Origin of the sequence: Cupriavidus campinensis, from assembly GCF_905397395.1 — a bacterium.
Taxonomy (GTDB): Bacteria; Pseudomonadota; Gammaproteobacteria; order Burkholderiales; family Burkholderiaceae; genus Cupriavidus; species Cupriavidus campinensis.
Map to the genome: position 1 here is coordinate 62557 of NZ_CAJPVH010000025.1, position 14971 is coordinate 77527.

At 59.7% G+C, this 14971-nt stretch carries 14 protein-coding genes; 3 read left to right on the forward strand and 11 right to left on the reverse strand.

The features are described 5' to 3' along the window. Positions 1-141 precede the first annotated feature (141 nt). Entirely contained in the window at positions 142-1137 is a 996-nt protein-coding gene (locus tag KHO18_RS15705; protein ID WP_211943492.1) for a Bug family tripartite tricarboxylate transporter substrate binding protein, read from the forward strand. Here the strand turns inward: KHO18_RS15705 and KHO18_RS15710 are convergent. The 4 genes from KHO18_RS15710 to KHO18_RS15725 form a co-directional block, all read right to left on the reverse strand. Then, a complete protein-coding gene (locus KHO18_RS15710; RefSeq protein WP_211943493.1) occupies positions 1118-1507 on the reverse strand; it encodes a hypothetical protein in 390 nt (129 codons plus the stop codon). The genes KHO18_RS15705 and KHO18_RS15710 overlap by 20 nt on opposite strands. Positions 1508-1533: 26 nt before the next feature. Further along, a complete protein-coding gene (locus tag KHO18_RS15715) occupies positions 1534-2544 on the reverse strand; it encodes a PAAR domain-containing protein (protein ID WP_211943494.1) in 1011 nt (336 codons plus the stop codon). Positions 2545-2755: 211 nt separating this feature from the next. Then, positions 2756-4972: a DUF6351 family protein gene (locus KHO18_RS15720; protein WP_211943495.1), complete on the reverse strand. Its 2217-nt coding sequence runs from the start codon at positions 4970-4972 to the stop codon at positions 2756-2758. A 246-nt stretch (positions 4973-5218) separates the two neighbouring features. Then, entirely contained in the window at positions 5219-5584 is a 366-nt protein-coding gene (locus KHO18_RS15725) for a hypothetical protein (protein ID WP_144197753.1), read from the reverse strand. A 139-nt stretch (positions 5585-5723) separates the two neighbouring features. On the opposite strand from KHO18_RS15725, the gene KHO18_RS15730 reads away from it, so the two are divergent. Further along, positions 5724-5939: a hypothetical protein gene (locus KHO18_RS15730; RefSeq protein ID WP_244844828.1), complete on the forward strand. Its 216-nt coding sequence runs from the start codon at positions 5724-5726 to the stop codon at positions 5937-5939. A 37-nt stretch (positions 5940-5976) separates the two neighbouring features. Here KHO18_RS15730 and KHO18_RS15735 read toward each other — a convergent pair whose 3' ends face one another. From KHO18_RS15735 to KHO18_RS15745, 3 genes are all read right to left on the reverse strand, one after another. Beyond that, positions 5977-6480 (reverse strand): hypothetical protein, encoded by a 504-nt coding sequence (locus KHO18_RS15735; RefSeq protein ID WP_211943496.1) that lies wholly within the window; start codon positions 6478-6480, stop codon positions 5977-5979. A 90-nt stretch (positions 6481-6570) separates the two neighbouring features. Further along, a complete protein-coding gene (locus tag KHO18_RS15740; RefSeq protein WP_211943497.1) occupies positions 6571-8340 on the reverse strand; it encodes a ShlB/FhaC/HecB family hemolysin secretion/activation protein in 1770 nt (589 codons plus the stop codon). Positions 8341-8782: 442 nt separating this feature from the next. Beyond that, positions 8783-9052, reverse strand: a complete 270-nt coding sequence (locus tag KHO18_RS15745; protein WP_211943498.1) for a hypothetical protein — start codon at positions 9050-9052, stop codon at positions 8783-8785. A gap of 58 nt (positions 9053-9110) precedes the next feature. Here KHO18_RS15745 and KHO18_RS15750 point away from each other — a divergent pair, with 58 nt between their 5' ends. After that, positions 9111-9359, forward strand: coding sequence for a hypothetical protein (locus KHO18_RS15750; RefSeq protein WP_211943499.1), 249 nt, complete (start codon positions 9111-9113; stop codon positions 9357-9359). A gap of 487 nt (positions 9360-9846) precedes the next feature. Here the strand turns inward: KHO18_RS15750 and KHO18_RS15755 are convergent, their stop codons facing one another. The 4 genes from KHO18_RS15755 to KHO18_RS15770 form a co-directional block, all read right to left on the reverse strand. Next, a complete protein-coding gene (locus KHO18_RS15755; RefSeq protein ID WP_211943500.1) occupies positions 9847-11724 on the reverse strand; it encodes a hypothetical protein in 1878 nt (625 codons plus the stop codon). A gap of 155 nt (positions 11725-11879) precedes the next feature. Beyond that, the gene (locus KHO18_RS15760) at positions 11880-12242 is read right to left on the reverse strand and encodes a hypothetical protein (protein WP_211943501.1); all 363 of its coding nucleotides are present in this window, start codon (positions 12240-12242) and stop codon (positions 11880-11882) included. A gap of 251 nt (positions 12243-12493) precedes the next feature. After that, positions 12494-12952, reverse strand: a complete 459-nt coding sequence (locus KHO18_RS15765) for a DUF6853 family protein (RefSeq protein ID WP_211943502.1) — start codon at positions 12950-12952, stop codon at positions 12494-12496. Continuing rightward, positions 12949-14971, reverse strand: a 2023-nt coding sequence (locus tag KHO18_RS15770) for a hemagglutinin repeat-containing protein (RefSeq protein ID WP_211943503.1), incomplete at its 5' end; no start/stop codon positions are given. The genes KHO18_RS15770 and KHO18_RS15765, both read right to left, overlap by 4 nt.

The window sequence follows — 14971 nt, forward strand, 5'->3', positions numbered from 1 at the left end:
GGCGCCGGGCAGCGTGTCCTCTGCCTAGGCGCCGCTCGCCACAAGCCCGATGGGAAATCCGGCACAGCACCGTTTCCCCGACTCCTTCGCGCAGAGATGCCCCCGCATCGGGCGCGAACCCTGACAAGAGGTGTTTCGACCATGAAGACTGTCCGCCGCAACGTACTCGCCGCCATGGGTGCGGCCTTCGGCGCTGCCGCCCTGCTCTCCGCCCTGCCCGCGATGGCCCAGGGCAGCTACCCCAACAAGCCGATCACCATCGTGGTGGCCTACCCCGCCGGCGGCGACGTGGACGTGCTCGCCCGCCTGATGGCCGACAAGCTCGGCGCGCGGCTGAAGCAGTCGGTGGTGGTGGAAAACCGCACCGGCGCCGCCGGCACCATCGGCAGCGCCTACGTGGCGCGCGCCGCCGCCGACGGCTACACGCTGCTGTTGGCGCCCAACACGCTGTCGATCGCCCCCCTGGTGCTGAAGTCCGGCACCGGCGCCACCTACGACGTGCAGAACGACTTCACGCCGATCATCCAGCTCGGCACGCAATCGCTGTTCGTGGTGGTGGCCAAGACTACCGGCATCACCAAGATGAGCGACCTCGTGGCGCGCGCCAAGGCCGGCAAGCTGGAGACGTATGCCACGCCGGGCAATGGCTCGCCGATGCATATCATGGGCGAGATGTTCAACAAGTCGGCCAGCGTGAAGATCGCGCAGGTGCCGTACCGGGGCACGGCGCCCGCCATCGTCGATGTGCTGGGCGGACAGGTGCCGATGACCTACGTGACCTACGGCGCCGTGGCGCAATACGTCGGCAACGGCAGCCTGGTGCCGCTGGCCGTGGCCGACACCAAGCGCTCCCCGTTCGCGCCGAACGTGCCGACGCTGGGCGAGCTGGGCTACAAGGACGTGGATATTGGCGCCTGGCAGGCGATGCTGGGCCCGAAGAACCTGCCGCCCGAGATCGTCCGCACGCTGAACAGCCATGTGAACGAGATCCTGAAGCAGCCCGACGTCATCGCCAGGATGGCGACCATCGCCGTCACACCGGTCGGCGGCGAGCCGGCCGTGCTCCAGAAGCTGATTGCGGCGGACACCGCCCGCTACACCAAGCTCGTGAAGGAATTCAACATCCAGGCCGATTAGGCGTCTGAATCTTGAAGGTGCCGGCGCCGAAAACACCGGTAGTACTGGCCACCCCGGCATTGCTGCCGGGGTTTTTTTGTTTGAGCTGATCCCGAATCCAGAACACGGAGACGGCGTACGACATCACCAAGAAGAGCATGCCGGCTAGTAACATCCCCACCATTCGCCATCGATAAACATGGCGCCTCAGGAAAGCGATCACGAGCACCACCAGCCCGGCAAGGATAAGCAAGAGTCCGAAGAACGCGGCAATGGCGAAGTAGGCGGCGGCAGGTCCGACGTACAGATCGTTGCGCTTGAACGGTGTCAGCATCAATGCGATGCAATAGATCATGCCGTCCAGGGCAAACAGCACGGCGATCCCTTGCATAACCCTCAGGAGCACAGCTTTCGGCCTCATCGCAGCCCCTCTTGGCGCAGTCGCTTTGCCAACTCCGTCCAGCGGCGTGGGCTGTCATCCATCACATGCGCGTAGTAAAAGTGGCCTTCCCCTTTATTGGCAATGAACTGCTTTGCAAGAACAGGTGAAGTGGCAATCAATTCACCCCAAGGCATGCCCGCGTAGATCGGGTCACCGTGCCTCCCGAGATCGATCGTCACGACCTTTCTGATGTTCGGGTGCGCAAGGAGGTCCGACAGGAATTCGACATCGATCGGTGACGCGATTAAGACGAGATGGTCTATCACGTGCCCTCCTCGCGCATATGACCACGCGGTCTGCGCAGCGAGCAATGAGCCATAGCTGTAGCCGACAAGGTTGAACTGAGGCGCCTCAGGCACCATTCCGCTCGTAATCGTCCACTCGCCATCGTCGCGATAGCGCACACTGAATCCGGATCTGATCGCGTCCAGGATCATGCCAACCGGCGCCGTTCCCTCTGGCAAATCCGCTGTCGCCGAGTTCGTCAAGCCGGCGAAACAGTGCTCGATCCCCGCCTTCCGGAACGCCTCCAGTTGTGGCCGCACGTAGTCTCCGTCGAGCCCAGCTCCGCCCCAGTACAACGTCCCGCGCGGCCGCAGAAGGTATTCGTTCGTCGACGGTTTTTCCGCAGCCAAGTGCGTTACACCGGGATTCGGCGTGGCGGCTACCGCGGCTTCCTCCTCCTGCTCTGGCGACCGGTCTACTTCGATCGAAAAGATATGCTGCGACGGCAGCACGCGCGGGTGCTCCTTGCACTTGCAGAACACGCGCGCGCCCGACACCAGAATCTGCTTCCCATGCAGCGAATATCTCGGATCGCAGTCGTTGTACACCGGCCCGCCCACCTTGCACGCCGGGCAGGTCGCATGGTCGCCTTCCACGCCAACATTGACGCCGTGGTGAATCGTGTACGTGTTGAGCGCTATCAGTACGCCACCTGTCGTGGTGGCGTTCCCGTTCAACAGTGCATAGCGTAAATCCCGCATGACCCTTCCTCCTTATCCAGACGATGGCTGGCACCTTCGCCCTATTCGAGGAAGAAATCTTTGGCGCAAATCAAGGAAAGGATGCGGCGCGATCCGCTGCTTTCGGTGCGGATCTGAGGGGAAATAGGAAGGGTCCGACCGGCTCAGAATTGAAGCGGGGCGGGTATCGGCTCTCCGGCCGGCCCGCCCCAGTTCCGCCTGGTACCCGCTCCTAGGACTTGGTGATATCAAACACAACGTTCACTGGCGATGGGCCGAACGATCCGTTCGGGACCACGCCGGACTGGTTGACGCCCGGCTTCGTCCAGTCGCACACACCGTTGGGGAAGATGGCCTGCAGACGCGTCATCTCAGCGCCCGAGAACATCACCGTGTAGTCAGACGCCGCAATCGGCTTCAGCGTGCACTTGATGATGTTGCCCGCTACGGGCCCGCCCGCTGCGATGCGCGTGGCCGTCCACGAGGGGAACAGCCCGTTGCAGGTGGTGTTGCCGATGGCACTCAGCGTCTGGCGCTCGTTGACGAAGGTCGCGGCGTCGCTCCAGCAACCATCCACCGCCGTGGCCGGCTTGTGGGTGACCACCTTGTCCTTCTGCGCGGTGGTCGTCACATCGGCCTTGTACGCCGCGACCCACTGAATGAAGGTGTTCCACGCCGTATCGGCCGGTACAGGATTGCCGCGCCACATCACGTGGTTGTTGCTATCGCCGTTGGCCGCCACCATCCGCTCGCGCAGGGCGAAGTGGAAGTACTGGTAGTGGTAGCCCGAGTCGTCGTTATAGATGCCCGTCACGTCGAACACGGGGATGGCCGCCAGCCCGCCATTGGTGCCGATCTGCAGGCCGCTCTGCTGCGCGCGCAGGATGGCGCCGGGGTCACCCTCGGTGCGATTGGCCACATAGTTGGCATCCTGGTCATAGCCGCCGACGTTCTCGTTCAGGTCCAGGAACTGCGTGGTGGTGATCGCCCCGCTGTTCAACGCCGCGAGGCCGTACTGCACGCCCACGTTGTCGTAGGGCCTGAGCGCGAAGCCGGTGGCCTTGTCGACGCCATAGACGTTCTTCGCGGCATCGTAGACCGTGGGGCGCACGCCGGTCTTGTTGTTGACCGGGTCATAGCGCACCGACGTTGGCACCACGCTGTTGAAGACGCCGGAGTTGTAGCCCGCGTAGTCCACGCGCGCCGGCACCGGATCGGTACGGCCAGCCTGATTGGCGGCATCCTCGAAGGCCTTTCGGCTCTTGTAGCCGGTGACCGCCGCGATCTGCGCGTCCGTCAGCGCCGACGGGAATAGCGTGATGTAGTGCGTGATCAGGTGCCCGTCAGACCCTGCGAAGGCAATCGAGAGCGGGTCGGGGAAGGTGCACGAGATCAGCACGCCATCGAGCAACCCCGGGATGCGATCCGCCGGCTGCGTGCTGCCATAGGAGCCGCCCGAGCAGCCTGCGCTCACCGTGAACACCGGCACGCCGAAGCGTTCGATCGTGGCTTCCTTCGACATCATTGCCGCCTCGCTGGCCAGCACCGCGTTGCAGTTGTTCGACGCATGCTGCAGCGTGTTGGCGAACGTTGCATAGCCCTCGGCCAGCCGCTGCGTGTTGAGCAGGCTGAAGTCGAAGCCTGCGCTCTGGATGTTGCCGATCGCCCCGCCCTGGATATACCAGCCGCCGGGGCAGCCGAAGCCTTCCACGGCGATGAGGCGCCGGTTCCATGCCTTGGGCGGAGAAGTCGGCGTGGGTGCGGATTCGGTCGTCGGATCATGCAGGACGGCGTTCTGGTAGATGCCGCGATCGACGGTACCCGTTTCCACGCGCACGATGAAGGGCGCCTGGGTGCCGCTGAGCGTGGTGACCGTCGCCACGTCCGCAGGGCGCGTCCTGGTGTCAGTCATAGGTTTCAGCGCCCCACCCTGCGTAGACTGGTAGAGATAGGTCACGCGCGTGGCCACGCTGCAGTTCTCGTCGAGCGGCGCGCCGAGCGTGGAGCCGTCCGGCAGCGCGAACGTGCTGGTCTGGCAGACGAACGGCGTCTGGAAGGGACCCGAGATCACCGGACCAGTGATCGGGTAGTTGGTCATCGTGATGGTCTTGGAAGCCTTGCCCACACTGGCCGTCACGGAATTCGTGCCATTGACGAGCCCGGTCAGCACAGCTTGCTGGTGGGAGGAATCGGTGGGACTGGTCTTGAACTGGGCGCTGACGTCATTGCCGTTCAGCGAGACCTTGAGGGGGCGATCGTTGTTGACCGTGGAAGGCACGCCGATGTCGATCAGCGCATTGCCGCCGGTCACATAATCGGGTTGCGACGAAAGCAGCTGGACGGTTGGCGCGATGCCCGGGTCATCGTCTCCGCCTCCGCCGCACGACGAAAGGCCGATTAGCATAATGCCGGCGAGCGCGACGCCGAGCATTCTCCTGATGGATTTCATGGGAGTCTCCTAATGTTTTTAATGTTTTCAGACAGGCCTGTCATGGATCAGCTGCCTGAGGCCAGCTTAGGAGGCGGTCATCGGCTTTACAACGCGCGTGCAAATTCGCAACGATGCCTTGAAAGAACTGCGCGCGTCTGTGATGTGCGGTTCATCGCCTTAAGGCGTGGCGTGTAAGAACGCCAAGAAACGTGGTGCGATGCGGGGTGGATTTCCTGCGCGCGTTGAAGTTTTGGACGCTGGCTTTTACAACGCGGCGTCCACCATCGCGACAGCCAACCCGACGAGCAACGCCACGGCCGAACCGATAAACCAGCGCACCGTCTGCCGATATTCAGCGACGGCATCATCCTCGATCCGCAGCGCGCGAAATAGCGCGACGATCTGCAGCGCCACGGCGATCAGCAGTGCGGCAGCGGCGAGGATCGCAAGCGTGCCCCATCGCCCAGGTGTCTCGAGCCCCCAGAATTTCCAAAATGCCAGCGAGAAGCCAAGCAGGACTGTAATCGCCGTGATGATGCCTTGCCGGAATCCGGAAGGAACGACTTGCGGCGTGGGAGGTTGGGGCGGGGTGGACGCGGCGTCTTGCTGGGCGGGAGGTGGCAGGGTCATGGCTTGCCTTGTCTTCTGGGGCGCCAGTCGAGTATAGGTGCCGGGATCCACAGAATGCGAATCCTCTCATGGACTGGCGAGGGTGGGATGAGGAAGACTGATCCGACTGAACGACCTACCTCCTGGATCCAAGATGCGTATGCCTGAATCAAAACTGCCTCCGGCCGCCCAGCCACCAACCGGTCCATCGAGCCGCGCGGCCAATGCCGATGCCGTGCTCGCCGGCATTGATGGGGTGCTGGAACTGCTCGAGAAGCAGAGCGAGACGTCCGAGCCTTCGTATAACGCCTATTGCCTGCTGGGACTGGTGCGGGGGAAGTTGGCAGAGGTGTTGCAGAAGGCCGGCCAGCCATAGGGCTGGGGCGGCCCCCAATTCGCCGCCCTTTCCGCCGTCAGTTGCTAGCAGCGACGCCGGATGTCTCGGCCGAGATGGTCTCCACGCCCAGCAACGGTGCGCCGGTCAGCTTGACCGGACCCGCGCCTGGCGCAAGCCAGACCGTGCTTTCGAGCGTGGGAAACAGGCTGTCTGCTCGCTCGTAACGCACCTTCACCTTGCAGGCGTTTGGATAGGCCTTGCCCATGGCGGAGACATCTTCCCGGCCCAGGTACTGGATCGTCAATTGCACGGTCCGGCTGGGCGTGGTTGAAAAGGCTGGTTGCGGGTTGGTCGACAACGCGGACTTTTGGAATTCACTCATCGTCACCGTGCGGGTTTCGTTCGGCAGCATCCCGACCAGATTCGGCGTACCGGATGCTTCCGACGTCACATCCGAATAGGAGAACCGGCGATATTTGGTGTAAGTCGTACCTGCCGGCCCGGGGTGTCCGTACTCCGTCACGCCGCTTGGAAAGACAGGGGAAAGGTATACGCGGAAGTCCTTGGAGCGCGTGCCCATCAGGCTGCCGTTGATCTTGACCTCGATGGTATCGAGGCATTGATAAGAAGGTTGAAAAGAGAACGGTCTGATGCCGCCTTCAGGGGCACTTCAATACTGATAAACGAGTTGCATCCCGCCCGTCACGCCTGCTGTATGGAACGCTTCAGGCTTGTACACAGGTGTTCCAACAAAAACGTCATAGGAAACGCTGCCGAAACGGGAGCCGAGACCACCACGGAGACCGACAACCGCACCTGCGAGCTGTGTGCCGACGAGGGCGGCGGTAGTGGGCCCATATACCCGGCCATAGTCAATGCCTGCATAGATGGCCTGCCCGGTGCCGCCTAGTGGTGCCTGCAGTTCATTGCGCCAGTAGAAGCCGCGTTCGCCAGCCAGCTGGCTTTCGCCGTCGAAGCCGCGCACGGTGTAGCGGCTGCCTATCGTCAGGTCGTCGACGTAATAGAGTCGATCATTGGTGAATTGACCACGCACCGTGGTCGCATAGCGGAAGCCCTGCTCTGCGATCTTGAAAGGCACTGACAGGTTGGCGTCCAGCACCATCATCCGATAGCGCCACGTAGGACCGTCTTCGGCGCCCAACGCATCGGGCTGGGCACCCAAGGCGCCGATGCCTTGTCGAAACCCGAGTGACGCGTCTAGCTGAGATTGGCCGAAGTAATGACGATCTGTTACGCCAATCTCGAGGATCGTGTTGTTGCGGCGCTGTTGCGGAATCTCCGTGTCCTCGATATAGCTTTTGCCAAAGCGCCGCGTTAGCCGGACCTGCATACCAAATACATCGTTCTGGTTACGATGCAGGACGCGATGCAACTTGAGATCTACGTTCTGCGATTTCCCGCTCGATATGAACGTGGTATTCACCCCCGCGATCTGCTGGAAATAGTTGCTGCTATAGGCGGACAGCGTCGCAGTCCAGTAACCCCATGGCACCGAGTAATAGCCATTCCAGCCACGCGTGCCGTGCTCCTTGTTGCTCAGCATCAGGTCCTGGTTATAGCCAACGTTGAATATGTCGTTCAGGCCAAGCGGATTATCAATGCCCAGGCTCAGATTCCCTTGCCACCGCCCGGTGCCGCGCGAGCCGGAGTTGTCGACCGACGCCACCACCGTCCATGGCTTGTTGCGCTTGACAGCGATCACGACGTCGCTGCGCCCCGGCGTGGCAGTCGGCACGATCTGCATATCCACATCCTGGCTGGCCACGCGCTTCATCTGCTCGAGGCCCTGCTCCAGGTCACGCAGGTTTAACAATTCGCCCGGGCCGGTTGGAAACGCGGTGCGCCACGTGCCCCACAGGTCGGGCTCCGCAAAACGGATTTCTCCCACCACACCGGGAATCAGCGCTAGTTTCAGCGTGCCGGTGGTCAGGTCCTGCTCCGGCACCAGCACCCGCGTGGTGACGTAGCCCTTCGACAGGATCGCCTGCGAGATACCCTTGACCAGCAGTTCCACACCGGCCTTGCCGATGCAAGCGCCGACATAATGGTCCAGCCATTGCTGCGCGAAGGCGAACGGGTCCATCGGCAGCGCGGAAGCGCCGCTGACCTGCAGATCGGCGGGCAGGTCCTGCGGCACTTCGAGCAGGATGCGGCCGATGCGGAAGCACGGCGCTTCCTCTGGCAACGTCGGGAACTCCGCTGCGGCAATCGCTTCGGCGCGTACGGCCGGCGCTTGTACGGTAGCGGCGCGCTCACGGGCTTCCTGTTGCTGGCGCGTGCGTTGGTCTTGCTCGGCGTTGGTCAGGGCGGCGGATTGGCCGGGGGTGGGTACGACTTGCGCGTGAGCAGGCAGCACAGGAAGGGCGATGCCAACCGCAAGCGACGCCGTAACCGCAAGGCGGAACGATTTGGAATGCATTGTCAGGCGATATCAGCCAGAGGCGCCTTAGAGGTGCGCTCGAGGCTTTGAGGAAACTGCGACAGAACGAACCGTATATATCCATCTTCCGATCGCCGCCGCATACGAATTACTCGTTCGTCGCACAGTAATTCTGCCATCTTCTGATAATCATATGAATGAACGATGCTAAGGATACCACCATCGATAATTTCATGACGATTGGCACAAAATCAAATAAATCCCCTAGGCGCCCGCCCCTGTACCAAATCAACAGAGACAACAACACAGACATCGCAGTGAACATGTAAATCGGGAGAATAAGAAATATTCGTAGCGAATAGCGCACTAAGCCACGTGAATCTTGATGGAGAAATTCCAAAACATTTTTCTTTATCATTTTATTTTGCTCTCTCAGAAGACGGTGTTATCTTGGCGGCGCCGATGTTGAACAACTCTTGAGCTACCGCCCCAGAAAAAGCACCCAATGCAGGGTTAGCAGTGCCAAAGTAATAGCCAACAGGATAGCCGTAAAGCTCCCCGCAATCGTCGACGTATCGCTCTTGTACTCGGCCTTATTCTCGATATCGCTCGTCGTCAACGCGCCGGTAGTCAAGGTGTTCTTGTCCTTGTCCGCCGTGCTGGCGATCACCGCGCCCTTCAGGTCGGTGTTCCCCTCCACGTTGATATCGAACCCGCCCTTGCCGGCATAGAGCCCGGTTTGCTCCACCACGGACCAGCAGTTCCACGCCAGCCTTGCCGATGCAAGCGCCGGTGTAGTGGTCCACCCATTGCTGCGCAAAGACGAACGGATCCATCGGCAGCGCGGAAGCGCCGCTGGTCTTCAGATCGGCGGGCAGGTCCTGCGGCACTTCGAGCAGGATGCGGCCGATACGGAAGCACGGCGTTTCCTCGGGCAGCGCCGGGAACTCCGCTGCGGCAATGGCTTCGGCTCGTACGGCCGGCGCCTGCACCGTGGCGGCACGCTCACGGGCTTCTTGTTGCTGGCGCGTGCGCTGGTCCTGCTCGGCGTTGGTTAGGGCGGCGGATTGTGACGGAAGAGCCTGTGCAAGAACGGGGAACACAGGCAAGCCGATGCTAGCCGCAAGCGACGCCACGACCGCTAGCCGGCAATGTATGGAATGCATTTCAGGCGAATTCGGGCCAGGAACGCCTCAAAGGCGTACTCCTGTTTCAGGTATATGCGATATCGTGACTGGAAAATCAGGCTTTCACGAGTCCTTGCCAGGACTCTCCCAATTGTAGAAATTCAAGCCACACTTCCAGCAAGTCTTCGGAGCCAAATCCACGGCCTTAAACCCTCTCAGCCTAGGAATATAATTACATTTTGGACACCTATACTTCGTAAATACCCAATAAAACATCCACAGTAAATACCCCAACATTACGATGAAATTCCAGATTATTCCTGCAGAAATTACAAATAATGTTGAGTAAACGGAAATGAATATTGCTGTTACACCTATTAAAATCCATCTAGCCCTATGAAACCTTAGCAGGTCATCTTTATTTGCCAGCATTCAATCCTCGCTTATATGTGAACTCAATAAAATTGACTTTACCTTCAAGGCCCAGCCCATATGCGGGTGTTACAGCCACCCCCGCCTTCATTTGAGTGTATGTTCCAACTCCTTTTCCGGGGCCAGCAGCATTGGACCAGCCGCCAGCCGCGATCGACGTCTCAGCGCTGCCCACACCATATTGGGCCGACCCGCCTATCGACATTCCAATTCGATACTCCCCGCTATTTGGCTCTCTTCCTTGCGTCCAGAGGTCGCCTTTAATCGCTGCGGACTGACCTTTTACCCAACCGTGCCCTCCAGCCCCGAATCCGAGTCCGAATTTCACATCAGTTGGCGTCCATCCGACGAACCCAATCTCGCCTTCGCCTCCCAAACCGAAATAGACGCCCGCGCCAACCGACCAAGGCACACCTACTGGCGGCTTCCCCAGTACTATGCACTCAGCCGATATACAGCCATTGCCCGAGGGAACAAACGGTCGAGAGTCTGAGTACTTTTCTCCCCCGTCGCTCAATGCAGGCGCACCCGTCCCAAGCGTCGCGGCATCCCAGCTATACGGCGAATTGCTTCCGCCGGTCATCGATTGAACATACGCAGCGAGCCTTGGGTCAACTTGAGTCTGCACAGACTGCACCAATGTACGCCCGTCCCCCGAAGGCACGGTGAACGTCGCACCGCCGTCACCGCTGTCATAGACACCCTGCGGATTGCTGACTCCGTCCACCACCATCCCAGTGGTCACGTTTTCGCCCCGCTCTGTATTGCTGGCTGCCCGCAGAATGTCACTGACTTGCTTCTCGGTGTACTTCCCTCCGCTAGCCGCAGCTATCCGGCGTGCCAACGCCCGCTCATCCGGATGCAACTGTCTGTTATAAGCATCCGCCATCCCAGCCGTCGCCGCCGCCGCATTCCCAATAGCGCCATCGCCACCAATGATCTTGGCAATCGCCATACCAACAACCTGCAACATCTTGTCGCGGGTTCCAGGTTCAACGCCGAGGCTACCCATGTTCTCGTCCAACAACATAATCGCCGCCGTAGCCGCCGCAACCCCTGCCGCTCCAGATCCAAACTCGCCGCCCAGTGCCTTGCTCACCAGCCCACCGATCAGTCCGTGGACCGCGACCTTTACCGGCTCCGGCGCCCCCTTCAGTTGATCGCCCACCACGTCATACAGATAGGGCGCAGCCTGTTGAAGCGTCTGCTGCTTCAGTTGGTCGTAGGCCTGCTGTTCCTTGATCTTCTCCGCGTCGAAGATCTTGCCGACACTCTCGTTGGCGTTTTCCGTATCGCGGTTCAGGCTGGCAATGGTTTCTTCCGCCGTCTTGCCGGTACGCGCCTTCTGGCCTTCGGCGTCCGTGATCGTTACCGTACCCTCCGCAATCGCGCTCCGGGTTGTTCCAGCGGCGTTGCCCTTGATCGGCGCACTGCTATTGCCGGCCAGCGTCGCGATTGCCGTCGCGGCTGCGGCGCCCATCACGTCGGTGTTGCCCCAGTTGGTATGCGCCTGCTGGACCGGGCCGTCCATCGGATTGCTCGCTGGAACGCTGCTGCCAGCCGTAAAGCTCCCCGCAATCGTCGACGTATCGCTCTTGTACTCGGCCTTGTTCTCGATATCGCTCGTCGTCAACGTGCCGGTAGTCAAGGTGTTCTTGTCCTTGTCCGCCGTGCTGGCGATCACCGCGCCCTTCAGGTCGGTGTTCCCCTCCACGTTGATATCGAACCCGCCCTTGCCGGCATAGAGCCCGGTTTGCTCCACCACGGATGCATAGGTGCTATCCGTCTTGCCGCTGCTCACACTGCCGCTGGCGCTCACCGTGGTGCCGTAACAGATCGGCGGCACACAGATGCTGGCTTGCATACCCGATGACGATTCGCGGCTGTGGTAATCGTCCGTGTCCTGACGGCTTTCGATGCGATGGTTTATGCGTGTCGAAATGAAAGCCGCCCCGGTGGATGCGTCAATGAAGTCTTCAGGACTTAGGAATACCACGATGACTCGGCTAGAAATCGGAACTAAAAGGTAATGCAGGCAAAGCCTTTCTGCCTTGGCTCCGTGCGCTGCACCGCAAGCCGCTGGGCATCGCCCTCTTTCGTTTCATCGAGAATCTCGATATGGCAGTGCCCGGTGTTCGCGCTGATCGCGCGCTGGAATACCGATGTCTGGTGCGCTGTGTCATCGCGGCCAGGAAGGCCATGCACGACATACTTGTGACCGGCTTGCGGCTTGAACTTGATCATATCCCTGCAGCGATACATCCCCACCGAGCCGTCAATCGCGATAACCAGCGATTTGTTTGCCCGAACCTGCAAGGGCTGATTCTCGATCCGGATGTTGGTTTGGTAGCAACCTTTGGGGTCCATGACCGGGCTGGTCATGGAAAAGTTGCCTGTGCCGTAGAGTTCGGCTACGGGTTCGTCGGGACCTATGGGTAGCGGGGCGTAGGTAGAACAGGCGGTCAAAGAGAGGGCCGCGACGATTGTGGCGAAACATTTATAATGACCCATACTTAATCTATTTTATACTCGAATTCCACTGCATTGTCCGCCCCCGAGAGGTGTTTTTCGCCACCGGCGGCACGACGTTCATCTGCTTTGAATTCTAAATTTTAATTATCTACGAACTCCCGTTAAATACTTTCCCATTGCTGCCTTGATTCATTCCACACTTGCTTACTCCCGAAAATATCCACGACCCGCTTCTCGTCGCGGAACTGATACCTGTCAGGGTAAGAATATCGCTGCGGAAGAGGAGGCCATTCCCAGCGATCATCGGCGATACCCTCGATCTTTTCACTAGCCACCTTTACCAGATCCTCTTTGATGTCCCAGAAGAAATTACTCAAGTTATGAGCAAATATCTGCGCCTCCACGAGGGCGCACCTTGCCGTTAAAAGGTCGCCCTCCGCCATTGCTTCGTCATATACACGCATCAATTCAGATAAACTTACTACGTCACTTGTGAAACGCTGATCATTGTCTCGTGAATAATTCAAATTGAAATCATCATCGATTTTCTGGGGAGACAATCCTCTTGCACTAGCGAAATTCCACAAAGAGTCTCTAATTTTTCGAAAAATTTTTATCATTTCAATGTCCTACCTTTAGCAGCTTGCGTTTTCTCCGCATTCAGCGTTCCATCCAAATTCATCACGAACGTAGACTTTCCGTTTCTATCGAAGACTTCCAGATGATTCTTGTGATCGCCATCGAGATACACCTGATCGCCTTTCTTCAGATACGGCCCAACGTCATCCGTCACTCTGTAGACACTTTGACCGTCATAGATCTTCGATGTCTTCCGAATTGACTCGTTTAACTTTGCTCCAAAACCATCGCCGGTCAAGTATTGTTTCATGTTACCGACTGATCCCGCATTGGGCGAATACTTGCCTGTTGCAGCGCCAAAGCCAGATGCAGCGCCTATCCCGACGTCGGCAATAAGATCGGCGATCTCCGGCGAGCCGAGAGAGCTGTCCACCCCATATCGTGCCGCACTAGCCAAGGCTAGGCTGCGCATCTGGTTGACGGTCGTGTCGCCAAGGCGCAAGTCCGCGTACTCTAGTCGCTCCGCCTCGGTCCAGTTAGTAGGCCCCTTTCCCTGCAGTTCCGCGATACGCTGCCCTTGAGCATTCTGCTCTGCTCGGAGTTCCTGCGCCAGGCTCGTGCACTCTGCGTAGCTCGAGCAGTTCGCAACGTCTTCGCGATTCTCGGTCCACTTCCTCGCGTACTCGTCTCGCACTTCCTTTTCGCACTGGTCATCTTTACAGTCGGCTAGAGCCTCGGCTCTTTCACGCTTTTGCTTATGGTTCAGGTAGTTGTTCTCCGTCGCCACCTTGCCTACGTTTGCGCCTGCTGCTGCATCATTCGGCGACCCACCAGCTACGGCACCCGCCACCCCACCTACGAAAGCCCCTGCTAGTTGAACCAGGGCCTTCCGATCGGCATCGCTCAGTCCGTCCACATCTAGCAACGCTTCGCCAAACGTCTCCATTGCCAGAGATGCGGCACCGCCTGCTGCGGCGCCCGCCGCAAAGCTGCCCCCCAGTGCTTGCGAAATCAGACCACCCACCAAAGCGTGTACAAGGGCCTTGGTTTCAGGGGTGGAGTTCTCCAAAGCACTGCCCACTTGGTTGTAGAGCATGGGCGCTGCCTGTTGAACGGTCTCGCTCATCAACCGTTTGAACGCTTGCTCATCCTTGACCTTTTGTTCATCGAAGATCTTGCTGACGCACTCATTCGCTGCGGCAGTATCACGATTCAGCGCAGCAATCGTCTCTTCTGCCGTCTGCCCGGTCTTCTCTTGTTGTCCAGTCGCGTCTTTGATCTTGATGGTCCCATCAGCAATCGCACTCCTTGTGGTCCCTCCGGCGCCCCCTTCTGTCGGCTTCTGAGCGTTCCCAGCGGCCGTCGCCGCCAAGCTATCCGCAAGGTTCTGGAGAACACTCGTGCCGCCTTGCCCGCCACTGAAACTCCCCGCAATCGTCGACGTGTCACTCTTGTACTCGGCCTTATTCTCGATATCGCTCGTCGTCAACGTGCCGGTAGTCAAGGTGTTCTTGTCCTTGTCTGCCGTGCTGGCGATCACCGCGCCCTTCAGGTCGGTGTTCCCCTCCACGTTGATATCGAACCCGCCCTTGCCGGCATAGAGCCCGGTTTGCTCCACCACGGATGCATAGGTGCTATCCGTCTTGCCGCTGCTCACACTGCCGCTGGCGCTCACCGTGGTGCCGTAACAGATCGGCGGCACACAGATGCTGGCTTGCATACCCGATGACGATTCGCGGCTGTGGTAGTCGTCCGTGTCCTGACGGCTTTCGATGTTCAGGTCGCGTCCGATATCGGCCTTGATGGTGTCGCCGGTGGCCGTGGCACCCTTCAGGTTCGTGTCACGGCCGCTGGCGATGGTCAGCGTATCCCCGGCGGTGACATGCGTATTCTGGTTCGTGACTGCGGTGCCGTCAGCCTTGGCCTTGTTCTGTGCCGCCGCCAGCTCGATCGTGAAGCCGTTCTGGGTGCCGCCCAGCGAGAGGCCCACGCCAATACTGGCGTTGCTGCCGCTGCTCTTGCTGTTCTGGCTCGCGGCATCCTGTGCGCTCTCCAGGTTG

Coding starts and splice junctions, on each gene's coding strand:
- KHO18_RS15705 (WP_211943492.1), top strand. CDS start 142: ATGAAGACTGTCCGCCGCAACGTACTCGCCGCCATGGGTGCGGCCTTC.
- KHO18_RS15710 (WP_211943493.1), bottom strand. CDS start 1,507: ATGCAAGGGATCGCCGTGCTGTTTGCCCTGGACGGCATGATCTATTGC.
- KHO18_RS15715 (WP_211943494.1), bottom strand. CDS start 2,544: ATGCGGGATTTACGCTATGCACTGTTGAACGGGAACGCCACCACGACA.
- KHO18_RS15720 (WP_211943495.1), bottom strand. CDS start 4,972: ATGAAATCCATCAGGAGAATGCTCGGCGTCGCGCTCGCCGGCATTATG.
- KHO18_RS15725 (WP_144197753.1), bottom strand. CDS start 5,584: ATGACCCTGCCACCTCCCGCCCAGCAAGACGCCGCGTCCACCCCGCCC.
- KHO18_RS15730 (WP_244844828.1), top strand. CDS start 5,724: ATGCCTGAATCAAAACTGCCTCCGGCCGCCCAGCCACCAACCGGTCCA.
- KHO18_RS15735 (WP_211943496.1), bottom strand. CDS start 6,480: ATGGGCACGCGCTCCAAGGACTTCCGCGTATACCTTTCCCCTGTCTTT.
- KHO18_RS15740 (WP_211943497.1), bottom strand. CDS start 8,340: ATGCATTCCAAATCGTTCCGCCTTGCGGTTACGGCGTCGCTTGCGGTT.
- KHO18_RS15755 (WP_211943500.1), bottom strand. CDS start 11,724: ATGCAAGCCAGCATCTGTGTGCCGCCGATCTGTTACGGCACCACGGTG.
- KHO18_RS15760 (WP_211943501.1), bottom strand. CDS start 12,242: ATGACCAGCCCGGTCATGGACCCCAAAGGTTGCTACCAAACCAACATC.
- KHO18_RS15765 (WP_211943502.1), bottom strand. CDS start 12,952: ATGATAAAAATTTTTCGAAAAATTAGAGACTCTTTGTGGAATTTCGCT.